Genomic DNA, 25,497 nt, shown 5'->3' with positions numbered 1-25,497 from the left:
TCTTGCCCCGGAACGCGCCATGTTCACCCTGTTCAGATGGATGGTTCGCATCGTCTCGACCGCGCTGCTTTCGGTCATGATCGGGGGCTTCTTCATCTGGTATTTCGCCTCGCGCTCGCTGCCCGATTACAACGCGACCTACCCGGTCGAGGGCATCTCGGCGCCGGTTGAAATCGTGCGCTCGACCGAGGATGTGCCGCATATCTTTGGCGCCACCGATCACGATGTCTTCTTCGCGCTTGGTCTCGCCCATGCCGAGGACCGCCTGTGGCAAATGACGGTGATGCGCCGCACCGTGCAGGGCCGCCTGTCCGAGGTTTTCGGCGCCGATACGCTGAAGACGGACGAGCTGATGCGTCGCCTTGACCTTTACAGCGCGGCACTCGAGTCCGTTTCGGCGCAGGATGCGGACACTCTGGCCGCGCTGGAGGCCTATTCGGCGGGCGTCAACCAGTGGATCGAGCTGGTCAACGAAGGCGCCCGCGGCCGGGGCGCACCTGAGTTTTTCCTCTTCGATGCGCCGATCGCCTATTGGACCCCGGCGGATTCGCTCGCGATTCTCAAGCTTTTGTCGGTGCAGGTGGAAACCCAGTTCAACGAAGAGGTGCTACGCGCCCGCGTCTCGATGCTTGGACAGGACTGGACCCGCGACATCATGCCTGACATGCCGGGGCAAGGTGTGGCCGCCCTGCCCAGCTATGCCGCGCTCTTCCCGACCGTGCCGCGCAATGTCCAGACCGCCCTGGCCGCGCCCGAGGCCATGTCGCCCTTCCCGCCGCGCCATTTCGCCGGGGCATCCAACGCTTTCGCCGCCGCGCCTGAACGCTCGGCAGCGGGCGGCTCGCTTCTGGCCAATGACCCGCATCTTGGGCTGACCGCGCCCTCGGTCTGGTATCTCGCGCGGGTCGAGCTTGCTTCGGGCGGGGTCATCGGCGGCACCATTCCAGGCATTCCGCTGGTGCTGACGGGGCGCAATTCCGAGCTTGGCTGGGGCATCACCTCGGCCTATGCCGACACGCTCGATCTGTATATCGAGGAACTGAACCCTGCCGACCCCGAGCGGTATCGCACCCCGGAGGGCTGGAAGGCGTTCGCAACGCGACGTGCGATCATTCAGGTCAAGGATGCCGATCCGGTCACCCTGACCCTGCGCTGGACGGAAAACGGCCCCGTTCTGCCCGGCGGTCATTTCAACCTGGCCAGCGTGACGCCACCGGGCCATGTCGTCTCGCTCAACTGGGCGGCGCTGTCGCGGCAGGACAGTTCGATGAGCGCGGGGCTTGCGTTGATGCGCGCGCGCTCGGTGTCCGAGGCCGCAACGGCCGGTGAGCGCTACATCGCGCCCGCGCAGAACCTGATCCTGGCCGACCAGACCAGCGTCGGCATGGTCACGATCGGGCGGCTGCCTGCGCGCGATCCGGGCCACGCAACGCAAGGGCGGATGCCGTCGGCTGGTTGGGAAGCGGCGAACCGCTGGACCGGTTTCCTACCCTATGACGACAACCCGCATTTCCTCAACCCCGAGGGCGGGATCGTCATCAACACCAACAACAAGACGGTTGATCGCCCGTTCCCGCGCCATGTCTCGTATGACTGGGGCGACAGCCAGCGCGTGCTCCGCCTGACCCGCCTGATGGGCGAGCGCGAGGTCCATTCGCGCGAAAGCTTCATCGCCGCGCAGCTCGATACCGTCTCGCCTGCCGCGCGCGGTCTGCTGCCGCTGGTCGGTGCCGATCTGTGGTTCACCGGCGCTCCGGCCCCGGACGGCACGCCCGAGCGGATGCGCCAGCGTGCGCTGGAACTGCTGGCCGCCTGGGATGGCGAGATGAACGAACACCTGCCCGAACCGCTGATCTACGCGGCCTGGATGCGCGCGCTGCAAAACCGCCTGATCCGCGACGAGCTTGGGCCGCTCTCCACCGAGTTCACGCAGCTTGAGCCGCTTTTCATCGAGCGCGTCTTCCGCAACACCGATGGTGCGGGCCGCTGGTGCGATGTCATGCAATCGGCCCCGGTCGAGACCTGCACCGATATCGCCCGCATGGCGCTGGACGACGCGCTGCTGGAGTTGCGTGCGAAATACGGCACCAAGGTGGAAAGCTGGCGTTGGGGCGATGCGCACGAGGCCTTGCAGGATCATCAGGTTCTGGGGCGTGCGCCGCTGCTTGGCTGGGTAACGAATATCCGCCAGTCAACCTCAGGCGGCGATTTCACCCTGATGCGCGGCATGACCAAGGGGACCGAGCCGAATCCCTTTGCCAACGTCCATGCGGCGGGCTTCCGGGGGGTCTATGACTTCGCCGACCCCGACAGCTCGGTCTTCGTGATCGCGACGGGGCAATCGGGCCATCCGCTCAGCCGCCATTATGACGATCTGTCGGTCCTATGGCGCCGGGGCGAGTATATCCCGATGTCGCTTGATCCCGAACTGGCGCGTGCGGCGGCGGCCGGCATTACCCGGCTTGAACCCGCAGCCCCGGCAGAGTGATCAGAGCGACTTGAAGCGATGGCGCTGGCTTGAGGACCAGTTCACCTCAAGCTGCCAACCCTCTTCCGTCTCGGACTCGGCGCGCACCACGTTCTGCTCATGCAGCCAGGCGCGGGCGCGTCCGCGTTCAAAGGGCAAGACTAGGATCTCGTCGTAGCGTTCCTCGCCCAAGCGCGCTTCGATGGCCGCAAGCAGGGCGTCCAGCCCCTCGCCCGTGATCGCTGAAACCGCCTGAATGTCGCTGCGGCGCGCGTCTTGCACCAGTAGCGCCTCGCGCATCTGGGGCGAAAGCGCGTCGATCTTGTTCCAGACCTCAAGCAGCGGAACGTCCTCTTCCACGCCTAGGGATTCGAGGATCTCGCCCACATCGGCGGCCTGCTCCTCCGTCTCGGGGTGGGCGATGTCGCGCACATGCAAGATCAGATCGGCTTCCAGCACCTCTTCCAGCGTCGCGCGGAAGGCAGCGACCAACTCGTGCGGCAGATCCGAGATGAAGCCCACCGTATCCGACAGGATCACCTTTCGACCCGATGGCAGGGTGATGCCCCGCATCGTCGGGTCGAGCGTGGCAAACAGCATGTCCTTGGCCATCACATCGGCGCCGGTCATGCGGTTGAAAAGTGTGGATTTTCCCGCGTTCGTGTAGCCCACAAGCGCGACAATGGGGAACGGCACCTTGCGGCGCGCGGCACGGTGCAGCTCGCGCGTTTTAACGACTTTCGAGAGCTGGCGCTTGATGCGGATGACCTGATCGTCAATAGCGCGGCGGTCGGCCTCGATCTGGGTTTCGCCGGGGCCGCCGACAAAGCCAAGGCCGCCGCGCTGACGCTCTAGGTGGGTCCAGGCGCGCACGAGGCGCGTGCGCTGATAGCTGAGCGCCGCGAGTTCGACTTGCAGCACACCTTCACGGGTGCGCGCGCGATCCGCGAAAATCTCAAGGATAAGGCCGGTGCGGTCGAGCAGCTTGACGCCCCACTCCTTTTCAAGGTTGCGCTGCTGCACCGGGCTGACGGGGCCATCGACCAGCACAAGATCGACCTCGCCCTCATCCAGCCGTTCTTTCAGCTCGGCCAGTTTGCCGGTGCCGAACAGATGCCCGGCATGCGGTTTGGGCAGGCGCACGACTTCCGAACCCACAACCTCGATATTGGGAAGGGCCGCCGCCAGCGACACCGCCTCGGCCAGGCGGTGTTCGGGCATGCGTCTTGCATCCGCGGCCTTCAGGTCCGGATGCAAGATATAGGCCCGCGTGGGCCGCTCACGCTGGAAGATCGGGTCGCTCAGTCTTCGCCCTCATAGAGGGAGATCGGCTGACCCGGCATGATCGTCGAAATCGCGTGTTTGTAGACAAGCTGGCTCTGGCCGTCGCGGCGCAGGAGCACGCAGAAATTGTCAAACCAAGTGATCACGCCCTGAAGTTTAACCCCGTTGATAAGGAAAATCGTTACCGGAACCTTGGTCTTGCGAACGTGATTGAGGAAAGCGTCCTGCAGGTTCTGTTTATCGGCTGCCATTCTTATTATGCCTTTGTTCTGTCGCGCGTCTGGATGCCTAGCACTCCGTTTGCTCAGTATGCGAAAGAAATGGATAGATTCCACCCCTAAAAACAGTCCGTTACGGACCTATCGCCGAATTCGCGTTCTGCGACGCTCAGCCGCGCCAAAGTTCGGGGTTGAAGAGTGCAATGATCGCGAGCGTCTCGAGCCGCCCCAGAACCATGGCGAAGGCCAGAATCAGGCGGGTGGAATCGCTCAGATCAGCCCAGAAAAGCGGGGTATCGGCTGCCACGGCCGCCAGCGGACCAGTGTTCGACAGTGCGGCAATAGACAGGATCGTGGCGGGCTCGAACGTCAGGCCGGTCAGCGACACGGCCATCATCACGACCGCGATGGACATGGCGAACAGCATGAAGAAAATCCAGGCGATATAGGCGCCCTCGCGCCGCAGTCGCCGCGCGATATCGCCGCCGCCCGCGATCGAGGCCGGATGCACAAGCTTGTCGAGTTCCCGCTCGCCGTGCCGCAATAGCGCATAGACCCGAAGCAGGCGCACGCCACCCGCAGTGGTCGCAACCCCGCCGCCGGTAATCGCCAGCCCCGCCAGGATCAGGCCCGGCGTTCCAAGGCCCGACCAAGCGCGAGCATCATCCCAGACACCGCTTTCAAATCCTGTCGTCGTCAGGAAGGAAAGCGAAGTGAACATGCCCCCCCAGATCGACTTGATGATCGGCCCGAGCGTCGCCGCGGGCGTCGCCACATCCAGAGCGGCGATCCAGTGACGCACGAATAGGACCGCGGGCACCAGCACGACGAGGCCCGCGGCAAGACGCAGCTCGGGGTCATCGCGCAACCGCTCGGTCGCGCGCAGCTCACCCCCGCCGGGCCAGAAGCGCCGCGACAGCGCCGGGATGAGGAACACGAAAATCAGAAGCTCGCCCACAAGGCCCGAGGGCGCAGCCCCTACCCCGGCAATCGGCGAAATCCCCGAGGTCGAAAGCGTGGACATCGCATGGCACAGCGCCACCAGCGGTTCATCCCCCGCGACCAGAAGCGAGAGCCACAGCATCAGGGTCAGCCCCAGATAGGCCGGGAACAGCCGCAGCGTGTAATAGATGATCCGCTCACCTGCATCCGCGCTGCCATCATGCGCCGAGGCCGTCGGCATCGGGCCACCACTTGCCCCGCCGGAAAAGAACACCTCGAACCCGCCTAGGCGCATCGGTGCCAGAACGGCAATCGCCATCACCAGCATGAAGAAACCGCCAAGCCAGCCCACCTCGGCGCGCCACAGGTGGACAGAGGGCGCAAGACGATCAGGCAGGTAAAGAGTGCCGCCCGTGGTCGTCAGAGACGACACCATCTCCCACCAGGCGTTGAACAGACCGGTGTCGGCAACGGATTCATTGAACGGTACCGCAAGCTGGATCGGAAGCACTGTAAATGCCGCGAGCATCGCAAGCAGATGGCTGCGCCCCTGCTGGCCGCGCGGGTTCGCGACCGAGGCCAATCCCAGAAGACCCGCGAGCACCAGGAACAGCAGCGCGGAATACAGGAATGTGCGCGAGGTGTGATAGTCACTCACGATATAGGCATGCACCGAGGGCAGGATCATCGCAACGGCGCCGATCCCCATCAGTATGACGATCAGCGGCAGATCCTGAAACTGGCGCAGCGCGCGGTCCAGCATGGCCGACCTCAGAAGAAGTCGATGGAGACTTGCAGCAGGCGCTCCACCTCGGGGATATCGGCGGCCAGCACGAAGAGAACGATCACGTCGCCCTCTTCGATCTTGGTGTCACCCGAGGGCTTGATAACCTTCTCGCCCTTCATGACCGCGCCCAGAAGAACGCCTTCGGGGAATTCGATGTCGCGCACCATGCGCCCGGCCAGCGGCGAGGTTCCCATGACCTGCGCCTCGATCACTTCGGCCTCGGCATCGCCGATCGAGTAGATCGCGCGCACCCGGCCCAGACGGATGTGCCGCAGGATCGACGACACGGTGGTGGCGCGCGGGTTGATATAGGCGTCGATATCCAGGGGCGCCATCAGCGGCACCAGCGTCGGGTCGTTCACAAGGCTGATCGCCATCTTACAGCCCGCCTGCTTGGCGCGCACGGCAACAAGGATGTTGGTTTTGTCGTCGTCGGTGACGGCCAGAACTGCGTCGGCGCGCTCGATATTGGCCTCTTCCAGAAGTTCCGAGCTCATCCCGTCGCCGTTCAGAACGATGGTGCGCTCCAGCGCATCGGCGGCCTTTTCGGCCTGAACGCGGCTGCGCTCGATCACCTTGGCGCGGATTCGGTCGGTGCGGGCCTCAAGCGCGCGGGCGACGCCCAGACCGACGTTGCCGCCGCCGATGATCACGACGCGCTCTTGCTTTTTCGAGCCCTTGCCGAAGATCTCGAGCGTGCGCGAGACATCCTCGTTATGCGCGAAGACATAGATCTGGTCATCGGCGAACAGCTGATCGCCCGGCTCGGGCGCGAACAGGCGCCCCTCGCGGCGCACACCGACAACCAACGCGCGCAGGGTCGAGAACAGCTCGGTCAACTGCCGCAGCGCGGTGTTCAGGACGGGGCAATCCTCGTCCAGCACGATCCCAAGCAGTTGGATCCGCCCACCCATGAAGCTTTCGGTATCGAAGGTCGTCGGCGCGGCGAGGCGTTGCAGCGCCGCTTCGGCGACCTCGCGCTCGGGGCTGATGATGACGTCGATCGGCAGGTGATCGCGCCGGTAAAGGTCGGAATATTGCGGCGCGAGATAGGCCTGCGCGCGGATGCGGGCGATCTTGCGGGTAATGCCAAAGACCGATTGCGCGACCTGACAGGTGACCATGTTCACCTCGTCGGAATGGGTCGCGGCGATCAGCAGGTCGCAGTCGCGGGCGCCTGCGCGCTCAAGCACATCGGGATGCGAGGCAAAGCCCACAACGCCTTGAACGTCCAGCGTATCCGAGGCGCGACGGACTAGTTCGGGGTTCGAGTCGACGATGGTCACATCGTTGCGCTCGCCTGCCAGATGCCGCGCGATCTGCCAGCCAACCTGACCCGCGCCGCAAATGATAACCTTCATGGCAATTCTCCGCGCTGCCCCGGTTCGTTCTATTCTCCCGGCCCGGGGCGGTCAATCTTGCCGCCCCGGCAGGGATCAGAAGTCATCCTCGGTCCCGTCAATCGTGGCCACGCGCGCGCCCGCCTTGGTCTGCGTGACCACCCCAAGCGACTTGAGCTTGCGATGCAGGGCCGAACGCTCCATGCCGACGAAATTCGCGGTGCGCGAGATATTGCCGCCGAAACGGTTGATCTGGGTGAGCAGGTATTCGCGTTCGAACAGCTCGCGCGCCTCGCGCAGCGGCAGGGTCGCCAACTGGCCGCCCAAGACGATGCGCCCCTCGTCGGCCGGGGCGCTTTCGCCCGGTAATTCGCGCGCATCGATCGGGCCAGAGCCTTCGCCCAGGATCAGCACGCGCTCGATCACGTTGCGCAGCTGGCGGATGTTGCCCGGCCATTCCATCGTCTGCATCATCGCCATCGCATCTTCCGACAGCTCGCGCAGCGGCAGGCCCTGGGTTCGGTTGAACGCCTCGATGAAATGCTCGGACAGAAGCGGCACATCCTCGCGCCGTTCGGCTAGCGACGGCACCGGGATCGGCACAACGTTCAACCGGTCATAAAGCTCTTGCCGGAAGCGCCCGGCGGCAATCTCGGCGCCCAGATCGCGGGTGGTCGAGCTGACGACGCGCAGATCGACCCGCACCTTGTCCGAGCCGCCGACGCGCAGAAATTGCTGATCGGTCAGTACGCGCAGGATCTTGGACTGCGTGCCCAAGGGCATCTCGGCCACTTCGTCGAAATAGATCACGCCGCCATGGGCCTGTTCGAGCAACCCCTTTTCGATCCCGCGCTCCGAGGTTTCGCGGCCAAACAGCACCTCTTCCATCCGCTCGGGCGCGATCGAGGCGGAATTGACCGTCACGAAGGGCGCCGCGGCGCGGTTCGAGTGCTGGTGAATATAGCGCGCCGCCGTTTCCTTGCCCGAGCCCGGCTCGCCGGTCAGCATGATCCGCCCGTTCGACTTGGTGACCTTGTCGAGCTGGTCCTTGAGCTTGCGAAACGCCACCGAATTCCCGAGCATCTCGCCCGAGTGCAAATCGCGCCTGCGCAGGCTGGAGTTTTCACGCCGCAGTCGCGAAGTCTCCATCGCGCGCGAGATCACGACCATCAACTGGTCGATATTGAAGGGCTTCTCGATGAAGTCATAGGCGCCCTGCTTGATTGCAGCGACGGCAATCTCGATATTGCCATGACCAGAGATGATGATGATTGGGATATCAGGATTGTCGCGCTTGACCGTCTTGAGAATGTCGATCCCGTCCATCCGGCTGTCCTTGAGCCAGATGTCGAGGATCATCAGCGCCGGCGCCTCGGAATTGATCGCCTCCATGCATTCGTCGGAGTTCGCCGCCATGCGGGTGGCGAAGCCCTCGTCTTTCAGGATGTCCGCGATCAATTCGCGAATGTCTTTTTCGTCATCAACAATCAGAATGTCAGTCATCTCAATTAACCGGGGGCTCGATTCCCCGCTCCTTGATGGATCTATTGGCCGCACGGGCGCGCGGCAGACGTATTTCGGCAAGCGCGCCGGGATGAGCACCCTCGGAAAACGTGGGCGCATCGGTCAGGACAAGCGTCCCTCCGTGTTCTTCGATGATCTTCTTGACGATGGAAAGCCCCAGCCCGGTGCCTTTCGCGCGCGTCGTCACGTAGGGCTCGAACAGGCGCGCGCGCTCGGGCGGCAGGCCGATGCCGTTATCGGCGATGCGGATGGTGACCTGCGCGGGCGTGGCTTCCATACTCACCCGCACTTCGGGATTGTAGCCTTCTGGCGCGCCTTTTTCGTAAAAGCTTTCAATCGCTTCCCCGGCGTTCTTGATCAGGTTCGTAACGGCCTGAGAGATCATCGTCGCGTCAAGTTCAACGATGACCGGTTCTTGCGGAAGATCGGCAACCAGCCGCGCACCGTGCAACGCGCCATCTTGCAGCAGCACCGCGTCGCGCATCAAAAGCGCCAGATCGTGATCGCGCCGGTCGGGCTCGGGCATCCGCGCGAAGCGAGTGAACTCATCAACAATGCGCCGCAAGTCATTGGTTTGCCGAATGATCACGCCGGTCAGCTGATCGAGGGCCTCTGCATCCTCGCCCTCGGTCATGCGCCCGAACTTTCGCTTGATACGCTCGGCCGACAGCTGAATCGGCGTCAGCGGGTTCTTGATCTCATGCGCGATGCGGCGCGCGACATCGCCCCAGGCGGCCATACGCTGCGCCGAGACCAGTTCGGTCACGTCATCGAAGGCCACCACGTAACCCTCGGGCGCGCCATCGTCACCGCGCCGAACTGCCACGCGCACCAGCAGGCTTTCCAGACGACCGCTGCGTGACACGCGCACCTCTTCCTGCACCACTTCCTGAATTCCATCCCGCAAGCGATTGAAAAGATATGCGAACTCAGGCACAGCTTCGGCCAATGTGCGGTCATGATCCTCGGATTGCGACATCTCCAGCAGGCGCAGGGCCGAGCGGTTGATGAAATCCACCCGCCCGTCGGCATCCAGCCCGATGACCCCAGAGGTCACCGAGGACAGAACCGAGTCGAACAGGCGTCTGCTTTCCTCGGTCGCGCGGTGGTTTTCGACCAGTGCGGTGCGCTGTCCCTTGAGTTGCCGCGTCATGCGGTTGAAGGCCGCGCCGAGCGTTGCGATCTCGTCGTCGCCGTCGGCTTCGATCACCTGCGCATCCAGGTCGCCCGCGCCGACCCGCTCGGCGGCCGCCGCAAGGCGCCCGATCGGGCGCGAGAGGCGCTCGGCGAACCACAGGCCAAGCCAGACCGCCGCCAGGATCAGGATCAGCGCGAAACCGATATAGACGAGGCCGAATTCGAACAGCACCCGTCCGCGGGTGGCCTCAAGTTGCTGGTACAGCCGCACCGTTTCGCGCGTGTTGTCGAGCAGCGAGAGGATATCGCCGTCCACCGTGCGTGACACGTAAAGGTAGCGGTCCACGAAGGCGCTCAACTGGATCAGCGCGCGAAACTCGCTGTTGTCCCAGTCCTCGATCAGCACGACGGCGTTCTTCTGTGACTCTACCAGTCGTTCTGGCTCGGGTTTCTCGAAGTCAAAGAGGTAGCTGCGCTCACCGCGCGCGACGATCTCGCCCGCGCCGTCGATGATATAGGCCTCTTTCAGGCCGCGCTGGATCGCGCTTTGGCCCGCGACGAGCAGTTCGCGCAGATCGCCGTCGGACATGAAGGTCGCGGACTGCCGACGCTGGTTGAGGAAAACGGCCAGCGCCTCGGCATCCTGCACGAGATCGTGGCGGTGTTCCTCCTGATAGGCCTCGGCGGCGGTCAGCGAGGTGCCGACCACTTCGCGCACGCGATCCGAGAACCAGCCCTCAAGGCCGATATTCACCGTCAGGCCCGCGAAAAGCGCGACCAGCACGGTCGGAACCAGCGCGATCCCCGCGAAGACCCCCGTCAGCCGCAGTGTGAGCCGCGAGCCCGAGGTGCGCGCCCGCCGTGCCGCCAGCATCTGCACCAGCCGCATCACGATCAGGCCCGCAAGCAGCAGGAAGTAGATGAAATCCGCCAGCAGGATCAGTCGCAGCGCGGTCGAATCCGCGCCCTGCCCCATCGGCCCCATCACGAAGAAGGTCGCCAGCGCCAGCACCGGCCCCAGCACGACCAGCCCAAGCGTCACCGCGTTCTGAAAACGCCGTTGACGCCTGAGGCGCACAAGCTGATCCCATGCGGTACGATGCGCGACGGTTCGCAAGACTTCCCCCGGTCCATGGATTTGCGTCGAATCCGACAGGCGGAACTGCCACAAATCCCTGTTGCAGGTTTACATCAGCTTGCGGCGGCGTGTCACCTGAATATCCAGATCCGTGATCTTCTTGCGCAAAGTATTGCGGTTGATGCCGAGAAGATCGGCACATCTGGCCTGATTCCCGCCCGTTGCATCCAGCGCGATTTCGATCAGCGGAGCCTCCATTTCGCGCAGGATCCGGTCATATAGGCCCGGCGCGGGAAGGTTGCCGCCATGCAGATCGAAGTAGCGCCGCAGGTGCCGCGCGATCGATGCCGACAGCTTCTCACCCTCGCCGCCCTGACGCAGCGGTTCGATCGCGGGCTGATTGCCCAAGACGAACTCAACCTCGGCGCGGGTGATCTCTTCCTCGGACGAGGTCACGATCAGGCGCCGGATGGTGTTTTCCAGCTGGCGCACGTTGCCCGGCCAGGCATAGGCGCGCACCAGCGCCATCGCCTCGGACGAGAAGCGCCGCACCCCAAGCCCGTCGCGCTCGGCACGGGCCAGGAAGTGTTCCGCCAGCAGCGGGATATCCTCGACCCGCTCGCGCAGGCTCGGAACCGCAAGCGTCACGCCGCCGATGCGATAGAACAGGTCCTGGCGGAACTTGCCGGCCTCCATCAGCGCGCCGAGATCAACCTGCGTCGTCGCCATGATACGCGGCGCGGAGTCGGGCAGCGCGTCGAGCATCCGCACGATGCGGCCCTGTGTCTCTTCGTCGTAATCGCCGACCTCATCGAACACGAGGCTGCCACCCTTGGCCTTGGCAAGCAGCGTCGAGGGGCCATCGGCACCCTGAAGATCGGCGGCCTGCGCGACCACGAAGGGCAGCGTGCGGCGGTCCGAAAAGTCATGGATGGCGCGAGCGATCAGCGATTTGCCCGTGCCGCTTTCGCCCAGGATAAGAACCGGCAGGTCGGCATTCATCACCCGCGCTACAAGGCGATAGAGCGCCTGCATCCCGGCGGTGCGCCCCACCAGCGGCAGATCGCCGCCTTCTGTGCGGGGCTCGACAGCCTTGCTGACGACCTGTGCCTTGCGCTTTTGATCCAGCGCGCGGGCAGCGCGTTTCATCAGGTCGGGCAGATCGAAGGGCTTGGGCAGGTAGTCATATGCGTCGGCCTCGGCCGCCTGGATCGCCGTCATGATCGTGTTCTGCGCCGAGATCACGATCACCGGAAGGCCCGGACGCTCCTGCGCGATGCGCGGCAGGGCCTCTAGCCCGTTTCCGTCGGGCATCATGACGTCCGAGATGACGAGATCGCCCTTCCCCTCCTCGACCCAACGCATCAGCGTCACCAGCGAGGCGGTCGCGTGAACCTTGCAGCCCGCGCGGGTCAAGGCCTGTGTAAGCACGGTGCGGATCGTGCGGTCGTCATCAGCAACAAGAACGGTGCCGTCCATCGGTCAGGTCTCCTTCGGCGCGACAGGCAGTGAAACGCGGAACACGGTCCGGCCAGGCACGGAATCTAGGCTGATCCAGCCGTCGTGTTCGGAAATGATTTTTGAAACAAGCGCGAGGCCAAGCCCGGTGCCGTTCTCACGGCCCGACACGAAGGGCTCGAAGATCGAGTTCGCGATATCGGGCGGAATGCCGGGGCCGTCGTCGATGATCTCGACCTGCAACGGCACCGACTGGCCGCCGCCATCGGCGCGGCGCAGGCGCAGGGAAAGATCATAGAACGTGTGAATACGAATGACGCCCGAGCCCTTGGCAGCCTCGGCTGCGTTCTTGAGCAGGTTCAGGAAGACCTGCGTCAGCTGATCTGCATCGCCAAGCGTCGAGGGCAGCGAGGGATCGTAATCCTCGATGATCGTCATATGCGCGCCAAAGCCCACGGCGGCCGACTTGCGCGCGCGGTCGAGGATATCGTGGATATTGACCGCCTTCTTTTCCGGCGGGCGCACGTTGCCGAACTGCTCGACCTGCTCCAGCAGCTTCACGATGCGCCGGGTCTCGTCCACGATCAGGTCGGTCAGTTCGAGGTCTTCGCCCGACAGGCTCATGCTAAGCAGCTGTGCCGCGCCCGCGATCCCGGCAAGCGGGTTCTTGATCTCATGCGCCAGCATTTCCGCCATGCCGATGGCCGAACGTGCCGCCGATTTCACCATGCTCGCCCGGCCCAAGCGGTCGGCAATCTCGCGTGGGCTGATCAGCATCAGCATTGTGTTCGGGTCTTCCCCGATGGGCGCGACCTGAAGGTTGCACTGCACCGGGGCCTTCTCGCCCGTGGTCACGTCCACATCGTTAACGAATAACGAGGCGCGATTCTTGCGTACCCGCGCAAAGATCTCCTCAAGCGGCGCGGCGATTGCGAGGCGTTCCAGCACCGATTGCCCACGCAGCGAGCGTGCCGAGAGGTTCAGGAACAGCTCGGCCGCCGGGTTCACCTCGGCCACGCGATCGGATTCGTCGATCAGCAGCGCCGGAATGGGCAGCGAGTTCCAGATGATACCGGGAGGAGGCAGGTTCATGCCGCATACCTTTCGCCGAAAGCCGCACGGATCAGCGCAAGCGTCGCCTCGGGGCTTTGCGACACCATCATCTCGGCGCGCAGCGGCGCCTCGGCCTGGTCGGCGTACCAGCCCAGATGCTTGCGCGCGAGGCGCAGCCCGATATCGCGCCCGTAGAAGGCCAGCATGGCCTCGTAATGCTCGGAAATCAGATCGACGAGGGCGTTGCCCATCGGGATCTTCGGCGCAGCCGTGCCATGAATGTCATGCGCGATTTGCGCGAGTCGCCAGGGAGCGCCCTGCGCTCCGCGCCCGACCATCACGCCCGCGGCCCCGCTTTGGGCAAGGGCCGTGCGCGCGCTTGCGGTGTCGACGATGTCGCCATTGGCGATCACCGGCACCTTAACGGCGTCGACCACCTCACTGATCGCGCTCCAGTCGGCCTCGCCGCGATAGAACTGCATCCGGGTGCGGCCGTGAATGACGATCATCCGCACGCCCGCGTTTTCCGCACGGCGCGCGATCGTGGCGGCGTTGCGGTTCTCGTCGTCCCAGCCAAGCCGCATCTTGAGCGTGACCGGCACCTCGACCGCCCCGGCGACTGCATCAATCAGGCGCAGGGCGTGATCGGGGTCACGCATCAGCGCCGCGCCCGAGGCCCCGCCAGTTACCTTCTTCGCCGGGCAGCCCATGTTGATGTCGATGATTTTCGCGCCCATGTCGGCCACGATGCGCGCGGCCTCGGCCATTGGCTCGGCCTCGCGCCCGGCAAGCTGCACCGAACAAGGCAAGTCCAGCCCCAGCTCGCTACGCGCCTTGGCCCGGACCGAGGGCTTGGCCGTCAGCATCTCGCCCGAGGCGACCATCTCAGACACGACAAGACCCGCGCCGAAACGCGCCACCATGCGGCGGAACGGCAAATCGGTGATACCGGCCATCGGCGCCAGCAGCACCGGCGGATCGAGGCGGCATTGATCAATAGCGATGCTCACAAGCGCTTCCTGTCGTCTGGAACAGCTTCGGACTATAGGCTCTGCCGGGGAATCACAATTCTGACCGAATGAAAAAGGCGTCATAAATACGCATTCGCTTAATTATTGTGCACAACACCCTCTGTTTCTGTCACAAAGCTGCCATGCAAGGCGCGGATTGCACCAAACGCGCGCATGACCTAAGCCTGAGGCAAGAATTCCCGACCGCACCGAGGAGGCACGATGTCGGTTGCAGTGATTATCGTGGCAGCTGGCCGCGGCACCCGCGCCGGGGGCGATGAGCCCAAACAATGGCGCGACTTGCTTGGCCGCCCCGTGCTGGCGCATACCGTCGCGGCCTTTGCGGGCGTCGGGCGCATCGTGGTCGTGCTGCATCCCGATGACATGGCGCGCGGCCTTGCACTGCTTGGGGGCGGCGTCACGCTGGTCGCCGGGGGCGCCAGCCGGGCCGAGAGTGTTCGCAACGCGCTTGAGGCGCTGGATGGCGGCGGAATCGGCAAGGTTCTGATCCACGATGGCGCGCGTCCGCTAATCTCGGCCGAGGTCGTTGACCGCGTGCTGGCGGCACTGGATGCTGCCCCCGCCGCCGCGCCCGCGCTGCCAGTCTCCGACGCGCTCTGGCGTGGCGCTGATGGCGAGGTCGCTGGCACCCAGTCGCGCGAAGGGCTGTGGCGCGCGCAAACCCCGCAGGGCTTCCGATTTGACGACATTCTCGCTGCGCATCGCGCCCATGGTGGCGACGCCGCCGACGATGTCGAGGTCGCGCGCGCGGCTGGCCTGCCGGTGCGGATCGTTGCGGGCTCGGAAGACAATCTCAAGATCACCTACCCCGAAGATTTCACCCGCGCCGCGGCGGTTCTTCGGTCACGAAAGGAGCGCGCCATGGATGTCCGTTTGGGCAATGGCTACGATGTCCACGCCTTTTGCGATGGCGACCATGTTATCCTCTGCGGGGTCAAGGTTCCGCATTCCAAGGGCTTGCTCGGCCATTCCGACGCCGATGTCGGGATGCACGCACTGACCGACGCGATCTACGGCGCGCTGGCCGAGGGCGATATCGGGCGCCACTTTCCGCCCTCGGACCCGCAGTGGAAAGGTGCGGCCTCATGGATCTTCCTTGATCATGCGGTGAAGCTGGCGGCCTCCAAGGGCTATCGGATTTCGAACGCCGACGTTACGCTGATCTGCGAGCGGCCCAAAATCGGCCCCCACGCACTGGCAATGGCCGCCGAGCTTGCGCGGATCATGGGCCTGCCGCCCGAGCGGATCTCGGTCAAGGCCACCACTTCCGAGCGGCTTGGGTTCACCGGCCGCGAAGAGGGTATCGCCGCGATCGCCACCGCGACCCTGATCGGAGACTGAGATGCTGCGCTTCATCAACACCTTCTTCTATACCGGGCTGCTGCGTCCCGCGCCGGGCACCTGGGGGTCGCTGGCGGCGCTGGCCGTGGGCTGGGGGATCGAGCGCTACCTGGGCTTCATCCCTCTCGTCGTCGCCACCATCGCGGTGACGGCGCTTGGCTTTTATACCGTCGGCGAGGAACTGCGCGACCGGCCCGGCGAGGACCCCTCGGAAATCGTGATCGACGAGGTCGCGGGCCAGTGGCTTGCCTTGCTCTTTCCGGCGGCGGGGTTCTGGATGCGCGATATGCCGATGGTCTGGCCCGGCGCCGTGGCGGCCTTCGCACTGTTTCGCCTCTTTGACATCACCAAGCCCTGGTTGGTCGGGCGCGCCGACCGGCGCGGCGATGCGGCGGGCGTAATGCTTGACGACCTCTGGGCGGGCCTTTTCGCGGGCCTCGTGACGCTGGTTCTGGCGGGGCTCTATCACGGGGTGATGCTGCGATGACCCCCGAGCAGATCCTTGCCGCCGCCCGCGCCAAGGGGCTGCGCATCGCCACTGCCGAAAGCTGCACCGGAGGCATGGTCGCCGCCGCCCTGACCGACATCCCAGGCTCTTCCGACGTGTTCGAACGCGGCTTTGTCACCTACTCGAACCTCGCTAAGCAAGAGATGCTCGGCGTGACCGAGGCCAGCCTGACGGCCTATGGTGCGGTCTCCGAGGAGGTCGCGCGCGAGATGGCGGAAGGCGCGCTGTTTCACTCGCAAGCGGATTTGGCCGTATCGATTACCGGCATCGCTGGCCCCGGTGGCTCCGAGTTCAAACCCGAGGGTCGCGTCTGTTTCGGGCTGGCGCTACGGGGTCACCCGACCCGCGTCGAGACCATCGAATTCGGCGCGCTTGGGCGGGCGAATGTGCGCCTTGCGGCGCGAAATCACGCGCTTGGTCTGCTTGCTGCCGCGCTGAAGCAGGATTCGTAAGCTGCCTATAATTTATCATTGGCCAGCACTAAGCGCCTAATCCATAGGCATTGCTGGCAATGCATTAATTTTACGCACCTCAACGCGGGCAATGCCTCTTTTCTGAACTGCGTCGACATGCTCCTGCGCCTTCAAGGACGAATTAAGGAGGATTCGGGGATGAATGGGGCTGATACCGCCTGGATCATGGTGGCGACGGCGCTTGTGCTGTTGATGACGCTGCCGGGGCTGGCGCTGTTCTACGGGGGGCTGGTGCGCGCGCGCAACGTGCTCTCGATCTTCATGCAGTGCTTCGGCCTGGCTGCACTGATGAGCGTGCTATGGCTGCTTGGCGGCTATTCCATCGCCTTTGGCGAGGCGAATGGCTGGTGGGGCGGGCTTGCGCGCTTCGGGATGCTGGGTGTCGGCCCTGACACGCTCAAGGGCACCCTGCCCGAGATCCTATTTTTCGCCTTCCAGATGACCTTCGCGATCATCACCCCCGCGCTGATCATCGGCGCCTTTGTCGAGCGTGTGAACTTCTCCTTCGTGATGCTGTTCTCGGCGCTGTGGATGCTGCTGGTCTACGCGCCGGTGACGCATTGGATCTGGGGCGGCGGCATCATGTCGGATGGCGGTATCTGGGGCGAGGTCGGCACGCGCGATTTCGCGGGCGGCATCGTCGTGCACGAGACCGCCGCGCTGGCCGCGCTGCTGCTGGCCATCATGATCGGCCCGCGCCGCCACCGCACCACCCCGCCTCATAACCCCGGCATGGTTGCCATGGGTGCGGGGTTGCTCTGGGTCGGCTGGTTCGGCTTCAATGGCGGCTCGCAGCTTGCGGCCGACGGTGGTGCTGCGATGGCGATCACTGTGACGCATATCTCGGCGGCGGCGGCCTCGCTTAGCTGGGCGGCGTGGGAACGCATCAAGTTCGGTCGCTCGTCGCTGGTGGGCATCGTGACCGGCACCATCGCGGGCCTTGCCTCGATCACGCCGGCCTCGGGCTTTGTCGGCCCGCTGGAGGCGCTGGCCATTGGCACCGTCGCGGGCATCCTGTGCCAGGAGGCGGTCGTCATGATCCGCGAGCGTATCCGCATCGACGACACCCTCGACGTTTTCGCCGTGCATGGCGTGGGCGGCATCTTCGGCACCATCATGGTCGCCGTGTTCGGCCATGGCAGCTATGTCGCGCAACTTGGCGCACTGGTGGTGGTTGGAGTCTATACGCTGGCGCTGACCTGGGTCATCGCCAAGGGCGTGGCGCTGGTCTTCCCGATGCGCGTGGACAAGGAAGCCGAGACGAACGGTCTCGACCTTTCAACCCATGGCGAGCGCGCCTACGATATGAACTCGTGATCTGAAATGAAGAAGGCCGCCCACCGGGCGGCCTTTTTGCTGGCAGGGGGCTCAGGCCTCCTTGCCGTACAGCGATATGGCGCGCTCTTCGAAGGCCCGCACGATGCGGCGCATCGCCTCGTCGAAAACCACGCCGATGACCTTTTGCAGGATCGCGTTGCGGAATTCGAAATCCACGAAGAACTCGACGTTGCAGCCGCCCTCGGGTCGGTCGGCGAATTGCCACCAGCTCTTGAGGTATTTGAACGGCCCATCGAGATATTCGACCTCGACGCGGTTCTCTTCGGGGTGCAGCGTCGCGCGCGAGCCGAAGCGTTCGCGGAACACCTTGAACGAGATCACCAGATCGGCCTCGATCACCTCCGACCCCGGCTCGGGCCCCGGTTTGCGCGAGCGCACGCGCGCAGCCGAGTTCCACGGCAGGAACTCCGGGTAGCGAGCCACATCCGAAACCAGATCATACATCTGGCGCGCCGAATAAGGCATGACGCGCTTTTCGGAATGTGTCGGCATGACGCTCCTTCCCAAGGTTTCCTTTCGCCCCTTGTTGCGATAAAGCGGGCAAGTGTTCAAGGCCCCGATCCGAGGAGTTACCGGATGTCGCAACGCCCCTATGTGATTGATCAGATGATCTCCGCCAAGCGCATAGCCGCGCGCGTCGAGGCGCTGGCCGAGGAAATCACGCAAAGCTTCAAGGGAACCGACCGTCTGGTCGTCGTGGGCCTGCTGCGCGGCTCCTTCGTGTTCATCGCCGACCTCATCCGCGAGATCGACCTGCCCTGCGAAGTCGATTTCCTTGAAGCGTCTAGCTACGGCAACGAGACGACCTCATCGCGCGAGGTGCGCATCCTGAAAGACCTGCGTGGCAATATCGGCGGGCGCGACGTGCTAGTGGTCGAGGATATCGTCGATACTGGCCACACGATCTCGAAGGTGATGGAACTGCTGCGCGACCGCGGCCCGCGCCGGATCGAGTGCTGCGCCATGCTCGACAAGCCCTCGCGGCGCGAGGTCGAGGTCCGCGCCACCTGGACCGGCTTTGAGATTCCCGATGAGTTCGTCGTGGGCTACGGTCTCGATTTCGCGCAGGGCCACCGCAACCTGCCGTTCATCGGCAAGGTCACTTTCACTGACGACGCCAAGGCATGAACCTGATCTGGCTGGTGCGGATGTCGAACTGGGTTCGGCACCCGCCCTCTATGCGCAGGCTCAGGATCGTTCTGGCGGTCGCGCTGATCGTCATCGCGATCGTCGGTCTGGAATGGGCCGGGCTATGGCCGGAATGGGCGCAGATGGAACGTGCGCCGCGCCACCTGCCCTGAAGCTTACTCGCCCTCGCCCGCCAGAAGGGGTGCAAGACGCTCGTCGATCACGCGCTGCGTGACGGGGCCTGCAAAGCGGAAGATCACCTTACCCTCGCCATCGACCACGAAGGTCTCGGGCACGCCATAGACACCCCAGTCGAGCGCCATGCGGCCCGCGCGGTCCGCGCCGATGCGGGCGTAAGGGTTGCCAAGCTCTTCCAGGAAGCCAACGGCATTGCCGGGCTCGTCCTTGTAGTTCACGCCCAGAACCGTCACGCCATCCTTCGACAGCGCCTCGAGATTCGGATGCTCAACCCGGCAGGGCGCGCACCACGAGGCCCAGAAGTTCACAAGCTTGATCTCGCCATCGCGCAGGTCGGCATCGGTGAAGGGCTCAAAACCCGCCATCGGCGTCAACTGCACGGGCGGCGCGTCCTTGCCGGCAAGCGCGGTCGGCAGCTGCTTGGGGTCTTCGCGGCTCATGCCCCATACAAACATGCCGGCGAGCGCCGCGAAGATCACCGGCGGCAGAAACATCAATGGCTTAGCCATCTTTCTTCATCCGTTCTTCCTGACGCTTGAGCGCCTGTTTGACCTTGGCGCCCTTCCACAGGGTCAGCGCCACCAGCAGCACCATCGGAACGATCGTCCCGACATACGAAAAGATCACGGTGCCAGCGTATTTGCCCAGATCCGGCATCATGCCATGCGCTCCCTCTGCTCAAGCGCCTTCAGGCGGCGCGCGCGGATCTCGGTGCGGGTGCGCAGCAGCACCAGCGCGACGAAGAACAGGATGAACCCGGCGATGCATAGCAAAAGCGGGAACCAGTAGATGTCCGAGATATTCTCTTCCTTGTCGAGCGAGAGCGTCGCCCCCTGATGCAGCCCCTGGTTCCAGAAGTTCACCGCGTAGCGGCTGAGGATTGCGAAGACCGAACCCACAAGGCACAGCACGCCGGTCAGATCGGCGGCGGTGTCAGGATTGTCAATCGCTTCCCACAGCGCGATGTAGCCCAGGTAGAACAGGAACAGGATCAGGAACGAGGTCAGACGCGGGTCCCACTCCCACCAGGTGCCCCACATCGGCTGGCCCCAGATCGCACCGGTGACCAGCGCGATGAAGGTCATCACAAGGCCGATGGGTGCCGCCGCCTTGGCCGCCAGGGCCGACACGTGGTGACGCCGGATCAGCCAGATCAGCGAGGTCACCAGCATCATCGCCCAGATGTTGATCGCCATCATCGCCGAGGGCACGTGGACGTAGATCACCTTGACGGATTGCTTGAAGTTCTCGGCCTCGGGGGTCAGGAAGAAGCCCCAGTAAAGCCCCACCGCAAGGCATACCACGGCAAGACCCGTCACCCATGGCAGGAGGAAAGACGAGGTCTTCATGAATTTGACGGGGTTGGCGTATTCCCAGATCGACATTGGGTTTTGCTACTTTCCTGTTCGTTCGCGCTCAAGTCACTATTGCGTTTGCCACGAAATACAACGCGGCAGATTGACGAGGGTCAAGCTAGCGAAGATTCACCCGGATCGCTGCGGCCGAGGCAAAAGGCACCACTGCGATGGTCGCAGCGGTGATCCCCGCCAGCATCAAGAGCGGCATCTGCGTATCCATGCCCGAGGCGCCGCGCTTGACCAGCTCGGCGCCGAAAATCAGCGTTGGCACGTATAGCGGCAGCACGAGCAGCGACAGCAACAGCCCGCCGCGCTTGAGGCCTACCGTCAGCGCCGCGCCGAAAGCCCCCAGCACCGACAGGGCGGGCGTGCCAAGGATCAGCGACACCACCAGCCAGAAATAGGCAGGCCCCGGCAGGTGCAGCAGCACGCCGAAGACCGGCGCCGCAAGAACCAGCGGCAGGCCCGTGGTGATCCAGTGCGCCAGCGCCTTGATAGACACTACGCCCTCCAGAGGAACCGGGGCGGTGGCCAGAAGATCCAGCGAGCCATCCTCGAAATCAAGCGCGAAGATCCGGTCGAGCGAGAGCAGGCAGGCGAGCAGCGCGCCAAGCCACAGCACGCCGGTCGCGATACGCGAGAGCACGTCGCCCTCGGGGCCTACCCCGAAGGGCACCAGCGTCACCACGATCAGGAAGAACGCAAGACCAAGGCCAAACCCGCCCCCTGCCCGCACCGCAAGCCGCAAATCCCGTAGCAACAGCGCGATCATGAGAAAGCCTCGTCAAACGATCCCTTGTAGCCGCCTTCCTCGGGGGGAAGTGCCTTGAAGGGGGCCAGATCCAGCACTGCGGCCTCATGCAGCCCAAGGTCGATATGGGTGGCCATCAGCGCAGCACCGCCCTTAGCCAGGTGGCTGCGCACGGCATCGGCAAACAGCGCAACCGAGGCCGCGTCAAGCGACACGGTCGGTTCATCCAGCACCCAGACCGGGCGCCCCGTTACCAGAAGGCGCGCAAGCCCCAGACGGCGCTTCTGCCCGGCCGAGAGGCTCATCGCCGGGCGCTCGGCCAGTTGGCGCAGGTTCATCCGGTCAAGCGCACTGTCGATCGGGCCAGTGCCATAGACCGAGGCCCAGAAGCGCAGGTTCTCGGTCACGCTCAGGGTGGATTTCAGCCCGTCGGCATGGGCCGCATAGGCCATCGACTCGGGCGGGATCGAGATCGTGCCGGTCAGCGCCGGTTGCAGCCCAGCAAGGGTGCGCAGCAGCGTCGTCTTGCCGATGCCGTTAGGGCCACGCAGAACCAGCGCATGTCCGGCGGCCAAGGTGAAGCTCAGCCCCTCAAGCACGGGCAGGCCGCCGCGCGTGACGGTCAGGTTCTCGACGGCCAGCAAGGTCATCCGGCACCGCCCTCGGGCATGGAGATCAGCGCCGCGGCGACGCGACGGCCTTCGGACAGCAGCACGTTGTAGGTGCGCGCGGCCGAGGGGGTTGCCATCGGCTCGCACATCACGCCCACGGCCTCCAGCTCGCGCACGAAATCCTTTGGTAGAAAGGCGATCTCGGGGCCGGTGCCCACGAAAAGCACGTCGACCTTGCCCGAGAGCGCCAGAAGCGGCGCGCGCTCGTCATATCCGGCCCAGGGCGTCACGCTGCCTGCCTCGATGACGATCCCGCCCCAATGAACTTGCCCCGCGACCCGGAAGAACCCCGGCCCGTAGCCATCCACCGGCAGTGAGGCGCCGTATTCGGCCTCAGTTATCGGCATCGGCAGCCCCTTCGGTGAAGAACTTGGCCGAAGGATCGACCGGCTTCTTGTCGCGGTCGACACCCAGGAACAGAACAATGTTCTTGGCGACATAGACCGACGAATAGGTGCCGACGACCACACCCCAGGTCATCGCGAAGACGAAGCCTCGGATCACGTCACCGCCCAAAATCAAAAGCGCAATCAGAGCGATAAGCGTAGTGCCGGAGGTCATCACGGTACGCGCAAGCGTTTCGTTGACCGAGATGTTCATTACATCGCGCAACGGCATGGTCTTGTACTTGATTAGGTTCTCGCGCAGGCGGTCGAACACGACGACGGTGTCGTTGATCGAATAGCCCAGGATCGTCAGCAGCGCCGCGATGATCGTCAGGTCAAACTTGATCTGGAAGAGCGAGAAGATCCCGACCGTGACGGTCACGTCATGTACAAGCGCCGCGACGGCGCCGACTGCAAATTGCCATTCGAACCGCAGCCAAACATAGATGAGGATTGCGGCCGTCGCGCCCAGGATCGACCAGATCGCCGTCCAGATCAGCTCCCCCGAGACCTTGGGACCCACGGATTCGGTCGAGATGAACTTGACCTCCGGGTCCACGGTTTTAAGCGCGGCTTCGATCTGGCCGATCACCTCGGGGGTGATGGCCTCGTCGCCGTCCTGCGCCTGCACGCGGATCGAGGCTACGTGCTGATCCTCGCGGAAGTTCGGATCGAAGACCTCGGTGATCGCCACGTCGCCCATGTTCAGCGGTTGCAGCACGCCACGGTAGGACGCGATGTCCAGCGGCGTCGTCGACTCGGTGCGGATCGTGGTGCCGCCCTTGAAGTCGATGCCGAAGTTCAGCCCCATCACGAGCGAGATGATGACCGAGGCCACGACCAGAACCACCGAGAAACCGAAGGTTGCCCACTGGTGCTTGAAGAAGTCGAAAGTGGTATGATCGGGAACGAGTTTGAGCCGGAATGCCATGACGCGCTCTCCTTACAGAACCAGTTGTTTCGGACGGCGCCGGGCGAACCACAGCGAGACCATGAGACGCGTCACCCAGATCGCGGTGAAGACCGAGGTTACGATGCCGATCAGCAGCGTCACGGCGAAGCCGCGCACCGGGCCAGCACCCAGAACGAAGAGAATCAGGCCGGTGATAAAGGTGGTCACGTTCGCGTCCACGATCGCCGACATGGCCTTTTCATAGCCAAGCTCGATGGCGCGCGCAGGGCCCTTGGCGCTGCGCATTTCCTCACGGATACGCTCAAACACAAGCACGTTGGCATCGACCGCCGTGCCCATGGTCAGCACGATCCCCGCGATACCGGGCAGCGTCAGCGTGGCACTGATCATCGACATGAAACCGAAGATCAGCGCGATGTTGATCAGCAGCGCGGTAGAGGCGAAGACGCCGAACAGCCCGTAGGAAGCGATCATGAAGGCGACAACGGCCGCGAGGCCGACCATTGCGGCCACGCGGCCCGCGTCAATCGAGTCCTGACCAAGCTCGGGGCCGATGGTGCGCTCTTCAAGGAAGGTCATGCCCGCCGGCAGCGCGCCCGCACGCAGTAGCAGCGCCAGATCGGTCGCCTCCTGCACGCTGAAGCGCCCGGTGATGATGCCCGAGCCCCCCGCGATATGCGACTGGATCGTCGGCGCCGAAATCACCTTGCCGTCGAGGACGATGGCGAAGGGCTCGCCGATATGGTTGGCGGTGTAATCGCCGAAAGCGCGCGCGCCGGTGGCGTTGAAACGGAAGGCCACGGCGGGGTAGCCGTTCTGGTCGGTGTCAGGGCGGGCGTCGGTCAGCTCGTCCCCGGTCACGACCGGAACCTTGTCCAGCACGTAATAGATGCCCTGCTCGTCGGCGGCGGGCAGGATTTCGTTACCCGTGCCGGGGTTGGCGTCGGGATTGGAGCCACGGCTGATCACCGGCTGGAAGGTCAGCTTGGCGGTGGTGCCGATCAGCGCTTTCAGCTCGGCGGCCGAGCCGATGCCGGGCACCTCGATCAGGATGCGGTCAGTGCCCTGCCGCACGATGGTCGGTTCGCGCGTCCCGGCCGCGTCTACGCGGCGGCGCACGATTTCCAGCGACTGCTGCATGGTGCGGTCATCGGTCGCAAGGCGCTCGGCCTCGCTCAGGCGGATGACGATAGTGTCGCCCTGCCCCGTCACCTCGATGTCGTTCTGGCCAACGCCGGTCAGCGTAACCACCGGGCTTGCCAGTGTGCGCGCAATCTCGACCGCGCGGGCGATTTGCGAAGGCTCACCGATCTGGATGCGCAGCTCGTCATCCGGCGAAGGCGCACGGCGCACGGCGCCGATAGTGGCACGCTCGGCCGCAAGCGCCTTGCGCGCCTCGGGCCAGAGCGAATCCATCCGCGCCTTGTAAACTTCGGCGACCTTCACTTCGGCCAGAAGATGCGCGCCGCCACGCAGGTCGAGGCCGAGGTTGACCAGCCCAGAGGGCAGCCAATCCGGCCAACCCGCCTTGGCGGCAGCCTGCGTATCGGTCATGGCCCCGGACTCGGTGAAGGCCTTGACCGCATCGTTATGCGCCTCGACGCGCGGGTAGAACAGGTTCGGCGCCGCCATGGCCAGCCCCAGAAGGCAAAGACCAATGATGACAACGCGCTTCCAGAGCGGAATCTGTAGCATGGCGGCGAGCCTTGATTAACCGGCGTTAGCGGCTGGTTCAGTTTTCGAAAGAACCTGCACGACGGTCGATTTGATGACGCGCACCTTGACGTTCGGCGCGATCTCGACCTCAAGCTCGCCGTCCTCGCGGACGTGGGTGACCTTGCCGACGATGCCGCCCTGGGTGACGACCTGATCGCCACGGCGCAGCGCCTCGACCATCGCCCGGTGCTCTTTCGCGCGCTTCTGCTGCGGGCGGATGAGCATGAAATACATGATAACGAAGATCAGGATCAGCGGCAGGAACTGGCTGAAAGCGGCAGCGCCACCGGCCGGAGCGCCTGCAGCCTGAGCAAAAGCGGGAGTTGCGAACATCTTGTGGTCCTCTCGTTAGGGCCTGGGGGTCATGCCCCCGGTTTTCGGCGCGCACCCTAGCCGC

At 64.4% G+C, this 25,497-nt stretch carries 26 protein-coding genes; 7 read left to right on the top strand and 19 right to left on the bottom strand.

From position 1 onward, the window contains the following. Nucleotides 1-19 precede the first annotated feature (19 nt). The gene (locus tag LZA78_RS01715) at nucleotides 20-2,488 is read left to right on the top strand and encodes a penicillin acylase family protein (protein ID WP_233675219.1); all 2,469 of its coding nucleotides are present in this window, start codon (nucleotides 20-22) and stop codon (nucleotides 2,486-2,488) included. Here the strand turns inward: LZA78_RS01715 and hflX are convergent, their stop codons facing one another. The 9 genes from hflX to dusB all read right to left on the bottom strand — a co-directional run bounded on the left by hflX (nucleotide 2,489) and on the right by dusB (nucleotide 14,298). Further along, entirely contained in the window at nucleotides 2,489-3,772 is a 1,284-nt protein-coding gene (gene hflX, locus LZA78_RS01710; protein ID WP_233675425.1) for a GTPase HflX, read from the bottom strand. After that, nucleotides 3,769-4,002, bottom strand: a complete 234-nt coding sequence (gene hfq / locus LZA78_RS01705) for an RNA chaperone Hfq (RefSeq protein WP_107323454.1) — start codon at nucleotides 4,000-4,002, stop codon at nucleotides 3,769-3,771. The genes hflX and hfq overlap by 4 nt, the downstream gene beginning before the upstream one ends. Nucleotides 4,003-4,138: 136 nt before the next feature. After that, nucleotides 4,139-5,674 (bottom strand): TrkH family potassium uptake protein, encoded by a 1,536-nt coding sequence (locus LZA78_RS01700; RefSeq protein WP_233675218.1) that lies wholly within the window; start codon nucleotides 5,672-5,674, stop codon nucleotides 4,139-4,141. Nucleotides 5,675-5,682: 8 nt separating this feature from the next. Then, a complete protein-coding gene (trkA, locus tag LZA78_RS01695; RefSeq protein WP_233675217.1) occupies nucleotides 5,683-7,059 on the bottom strand; it encodes a Trk system potassium transporter TrkA in 1,377 nt (458 codons plus the stop codon). Between the two features lie 75 nt (nucleotides 7,060-7,134). Next, complete coding sequence (gene ntrX / locus LZA78_RS01690) at nucleotides 7,135-8,541, bottom strand: nitrogen assimilation response regulator NtrX (RefSeq protein WP_233675216.1); 1,407 nt, start codon at nucleotides 8,539-8,541, stop codon at nucleotides 7,135-7,137. 1 nt (nucleotide 8,542) lies between these two features. Then, complete coding sequence (locus LZA78_RS01685; RefSeq protein ID WP_255697082.1) at nucleotides 8,543-10,816, bottom strand: sensor histidine kinase NtrY-like; 2,274 nt, start codon at nucleotides 10,814-10,816, stop codon at nucleotides 8,543-8,545. Nucleotides 10,817-10,885: 69 nt separating this feature from the next. After that, complete coding sequence (locus LZA78_RS01680) at nucleotides 10,886-12,256, bottom strand: response regulator (RefSeq protein ID WP_233675214.1); 1,371 nt, start codon at nucleotides 12,254-12,256, stop codon at nucleotides 10,886-10,888. 3 nt (nucleotides 12,257-12,259) lie between these two features. Continuing rightward, a complete protein-coding gene (locus LZA78_RS01675) occupies nucleotides 12,260-13,327 on the bottom strand; it encodes a two-component system sensor histidine kinase NtrB (protein ID WP_233675213.1) in 1,068 nt (355 codons plus the stop codon). Continuing rightward, complete coding sequence (gene dusB, locus LZA78_RS01670; RefSeq protein WP_233675212.1) at nucleotides 13,324-14,298, bottom strand: tRNA dihydrouridine synthase DusB; 975 nt, start codon at nucleotides 14,296-14,298, stop codon at nucleotides 13,324-13,326. The genes LZA78_RS01675 and dusB overlap by 4 nt, the downstream gene beginning before the upstream one ends. A gap of 222 nt (nucleotides 14,299-14,520) precedes the next feature. Between dusB and LZA78_RS01665 the strand changes: the two genes are divergently transcribed. From LZA78_RS01665 to LZA78_RS01650, 4 genes are all read left to right on the top strand, one after another. Beyond that, nucleotides 14,521-15,660 carry a bifunctional 2-C-methyl-D-erythritol 4-phosphate cytidylyltransferase/2-C-methyl-D-erythritol 2,4-cyclodiphosphate synthase gene (locus LZA78_RS01665; RefSeq protein WP_233675211.1) on the top strand — a complete coding sequence of 380 codons (1,140 nt, stop codon included), beginning with the start codon at nucleotides 14,521-14,523 and terminating at the stop codon, nucleotides 15,658-15,660. Between the two features lies 1 nt (nucleotide 15,661). Beyond that, nucleotides 15,662-16,147, top strand: a complete 486-nt coding sequence (locus LZA78_RS01660) for a phosphatidylglycerophosphatase A family protein (protein WP_233675210.1) — start codon at nucleotides 15,662-15,664, stop codon at nucleotides 16,145-16,147. Continuing rightward, the gene (locus tag LZA78_RS01655; protein WP_233675209.1) at nucleotides 16,144-16,620 is read left to right on the top strand and encodes a CinA family protein; all 477 of its coding nucleotides are present in this window, start codon (nucleotides 16,144-16,146) and stop codon (nucleotides 16,618-16,620) included. The genes LZA78_RS01660 and LZA78_RS01655 overlap by 4 nt, the downstream gene beginning before the upstream one ends. Nucleotides 16,621-16,779: 159 nt before the next feature. Continuing rightward, entirely contained in the window at nucleotides 16,780-17,958 is a 1,179-nt protein-coding gene (locus LZA78_RS01650) for an ammonium transporter (protein WP_233675208.1), read from the top strand. 51 nt (nucleotides 17,959-18,009) lie between these two features. Here LZA78_RS01650 and LZA78_RS01645 read toward each other — a convergent pair whose 3' ends face one another. Continuing rightward, complete coding sequence (locus LZA78_RS01645; protein WP_233675207.1) at nucleotides 18,010-18,471, bottom strand: type II toxin-antitoxin system RatA family toxin; 462 nt, start codon at nucleotides 18,469-18,471, stop codon at nucleotides 18,010-18,012. A gap of 84 nt (nucleotides 18,472-18,555) precedes the next feature. Between LZA78_RS01645 and hpt the strand changes: the two genes are divergently transcribed. After that, nucleotides 18,556-19,107, top strand: a complete 552-nt coding sequence (hpt, locus tag LZA78_RS01640; RefSeq protein WP_233675206.1) for a hypoxanthine phosphoribosyltransferase — start codon at nucleotides 18,556-18,558, stop codon at nucleotides 19,105-19,107. After that, complete coding sequence (locus LZA78_RS01635) at nucleotides 19,104-19,280, top strand: hypothetical protein (RefSeq protein WP_233675205.1); 177 nt, start codon at nucleotides 19,104-19,106, stop codon at nucleotides 19,278-19,280. The genes hpt and LZA78_RS01635 overlap by 4 nt, the downstream gene beginning before the upstream one ends. 3 nt (nucleotides 19,281-19,283) lie before the next feature. On the opposite strand, the gene LZA78_RS01630 is transcribed toward LZA78_RS01635, so the two are convergent. The 9 genes from LZA78_RS01630 to yajC all read right to left on the bottom strand — a co-directional run bounded on the left by LZA78_RS01630 (nucleotide 19,284) and on the right by yajC (nucleotide 25,433). Then, nucleotides 19,284-19,814 carry a DsbE family thiol:disulfide interchange protein gene (locus tag LZA78_RS01630; RefSeq protein ID WP_233675204.1) on the bottom strand — a complete coding sequence of 177 codons (531 nt, stop codon included), beginning with the start codon at nucleotides 19,812-19,814 and terminating at the stop codon, nucleotides 19,284-19,286. Further along, complete coding sequence (ccmD, locus tag LZA78_RS01625; RefSeq protein ID WP_233675203.1) at nucleotides 19,807-19,965, bottom strand: heme exporter protein CcmD; 159 nt, start codon at nucleotides 19,963-19,965, stop codon at nucleotides 19,807-19,809. The genes LZA78_RS01630 and ccmD overlap by 8 nt, the downstream gene beginning before the upstream one ends. After that, a complete protein-coding gene (locus LZA78_RS01620; RefSeq protein WP_233675202.1) occupies nucleotides 19,962-20,690 on the bottom strand; it encodes a heme ABC transporter permease in 729 nt (242 codons plus the stop codon). The genes ccmD and LZA78_RS01620 overlap by 4 nt, the downstream gene beginning before the upstream one ends. 88 nt (nucleotides 20,691-20,778) lie before the next feature. After that, complete coding sequence (gene ccmB, locus LZA78_RS01615) at nucleotides 20,779-21,435, bottom strand: heme exporter protein CcmB (RefSeq protein WP_233675201.1); 657 nt, start codon at nucleotides 21,433-21,435, stop codon at nucleotides 20,779-20,781. Then, nucleotides 21,432-22,064, bottom strand: a complete 633-nt coding sequence (gene ccmA / locus LZA78_RS01610) for a heme ABC exporter ATP-binding protein CcmA (RefSeq protein WP_233675200.1) — start codon at nucleotides 22,062-22,064, stop codon at nucleotides 21,432-21,434. Before ccmA ends, ccmB begins: the two co-directional genes overlap by 4 nt. Next, nucleotides 22,061-22,432 (bottom strand): Mth938-like domain-containing protein, encoded by a 372-nt coding sequence (locus tag LZA78_RS01605; RefSeq protein WP_233675199.1) that lies wholly within the window; start codon nucleotides 22,430-22,432, stop codon nucleotides 22,061-22,063. The genes ccmA and LZA78_RS01605 overlap by 4 nt, the downstream gene beginning before the upstream one ends. Continuing rightward, complete coding sequence (gene secF, locus LZA78_RS01600; RefSeq protein WP_233675198.1) at nucleotides 22,419-23,402, bottom strand: protein translocase subunit SecF; 984 nt, start codon at nucleotides 23,400-23,402, stop codon at nucleotides 22,419-22,421. The genes LZA78_RS01605 and secF overlap by 14 nt, the downstream gene beginning before the upstream one ends. A gap of 12 nt (nucleotides 23,403-23,414) precedes the next feature. Next, nucleotides 23,415-25,079: a protein translocase subunit SecD gene (secD, locus tag LZA78_RS01595; protein WP_233675197.1), complete on the bottom strand. Its 1,665-nt coding sequence runs from the start codon at nucleotides 25,077-25,079 to the stop codon at nucleotides 23,415-23,417. A gap of 15 nt (nucleotides 25,080-25,094) precedes the next feature. Next, entirely contained in the window at nucleotides 25,095-25,433 is a 339-nt protein-coding gene (gene yajC / locus LZA78_RS01590; RefSeq protein ID WP_233675196.1) for a preprotein translocase subunit YajC, read from the bottom strand. Between the last annotated feature and the right edge of the window lie 64 nt (nucleotides 25,434-25,497).

This window comes from Rhodobacter flavimaris, from assembly GCF_021378075.1.
GTDB classification, from domain to species: Bacteria; Pseudomonadota; Alphaproteobacteria; order Rhodobacterales; family Rhodobacteraceae; genus Rhodobacter; species Rhodobacter flavimaris.
The sequence above is the reverse complement of the archived record's forward strand: the minus strand, read 5'-3'. Positions and strand labels throughout refer to the sequence as shown.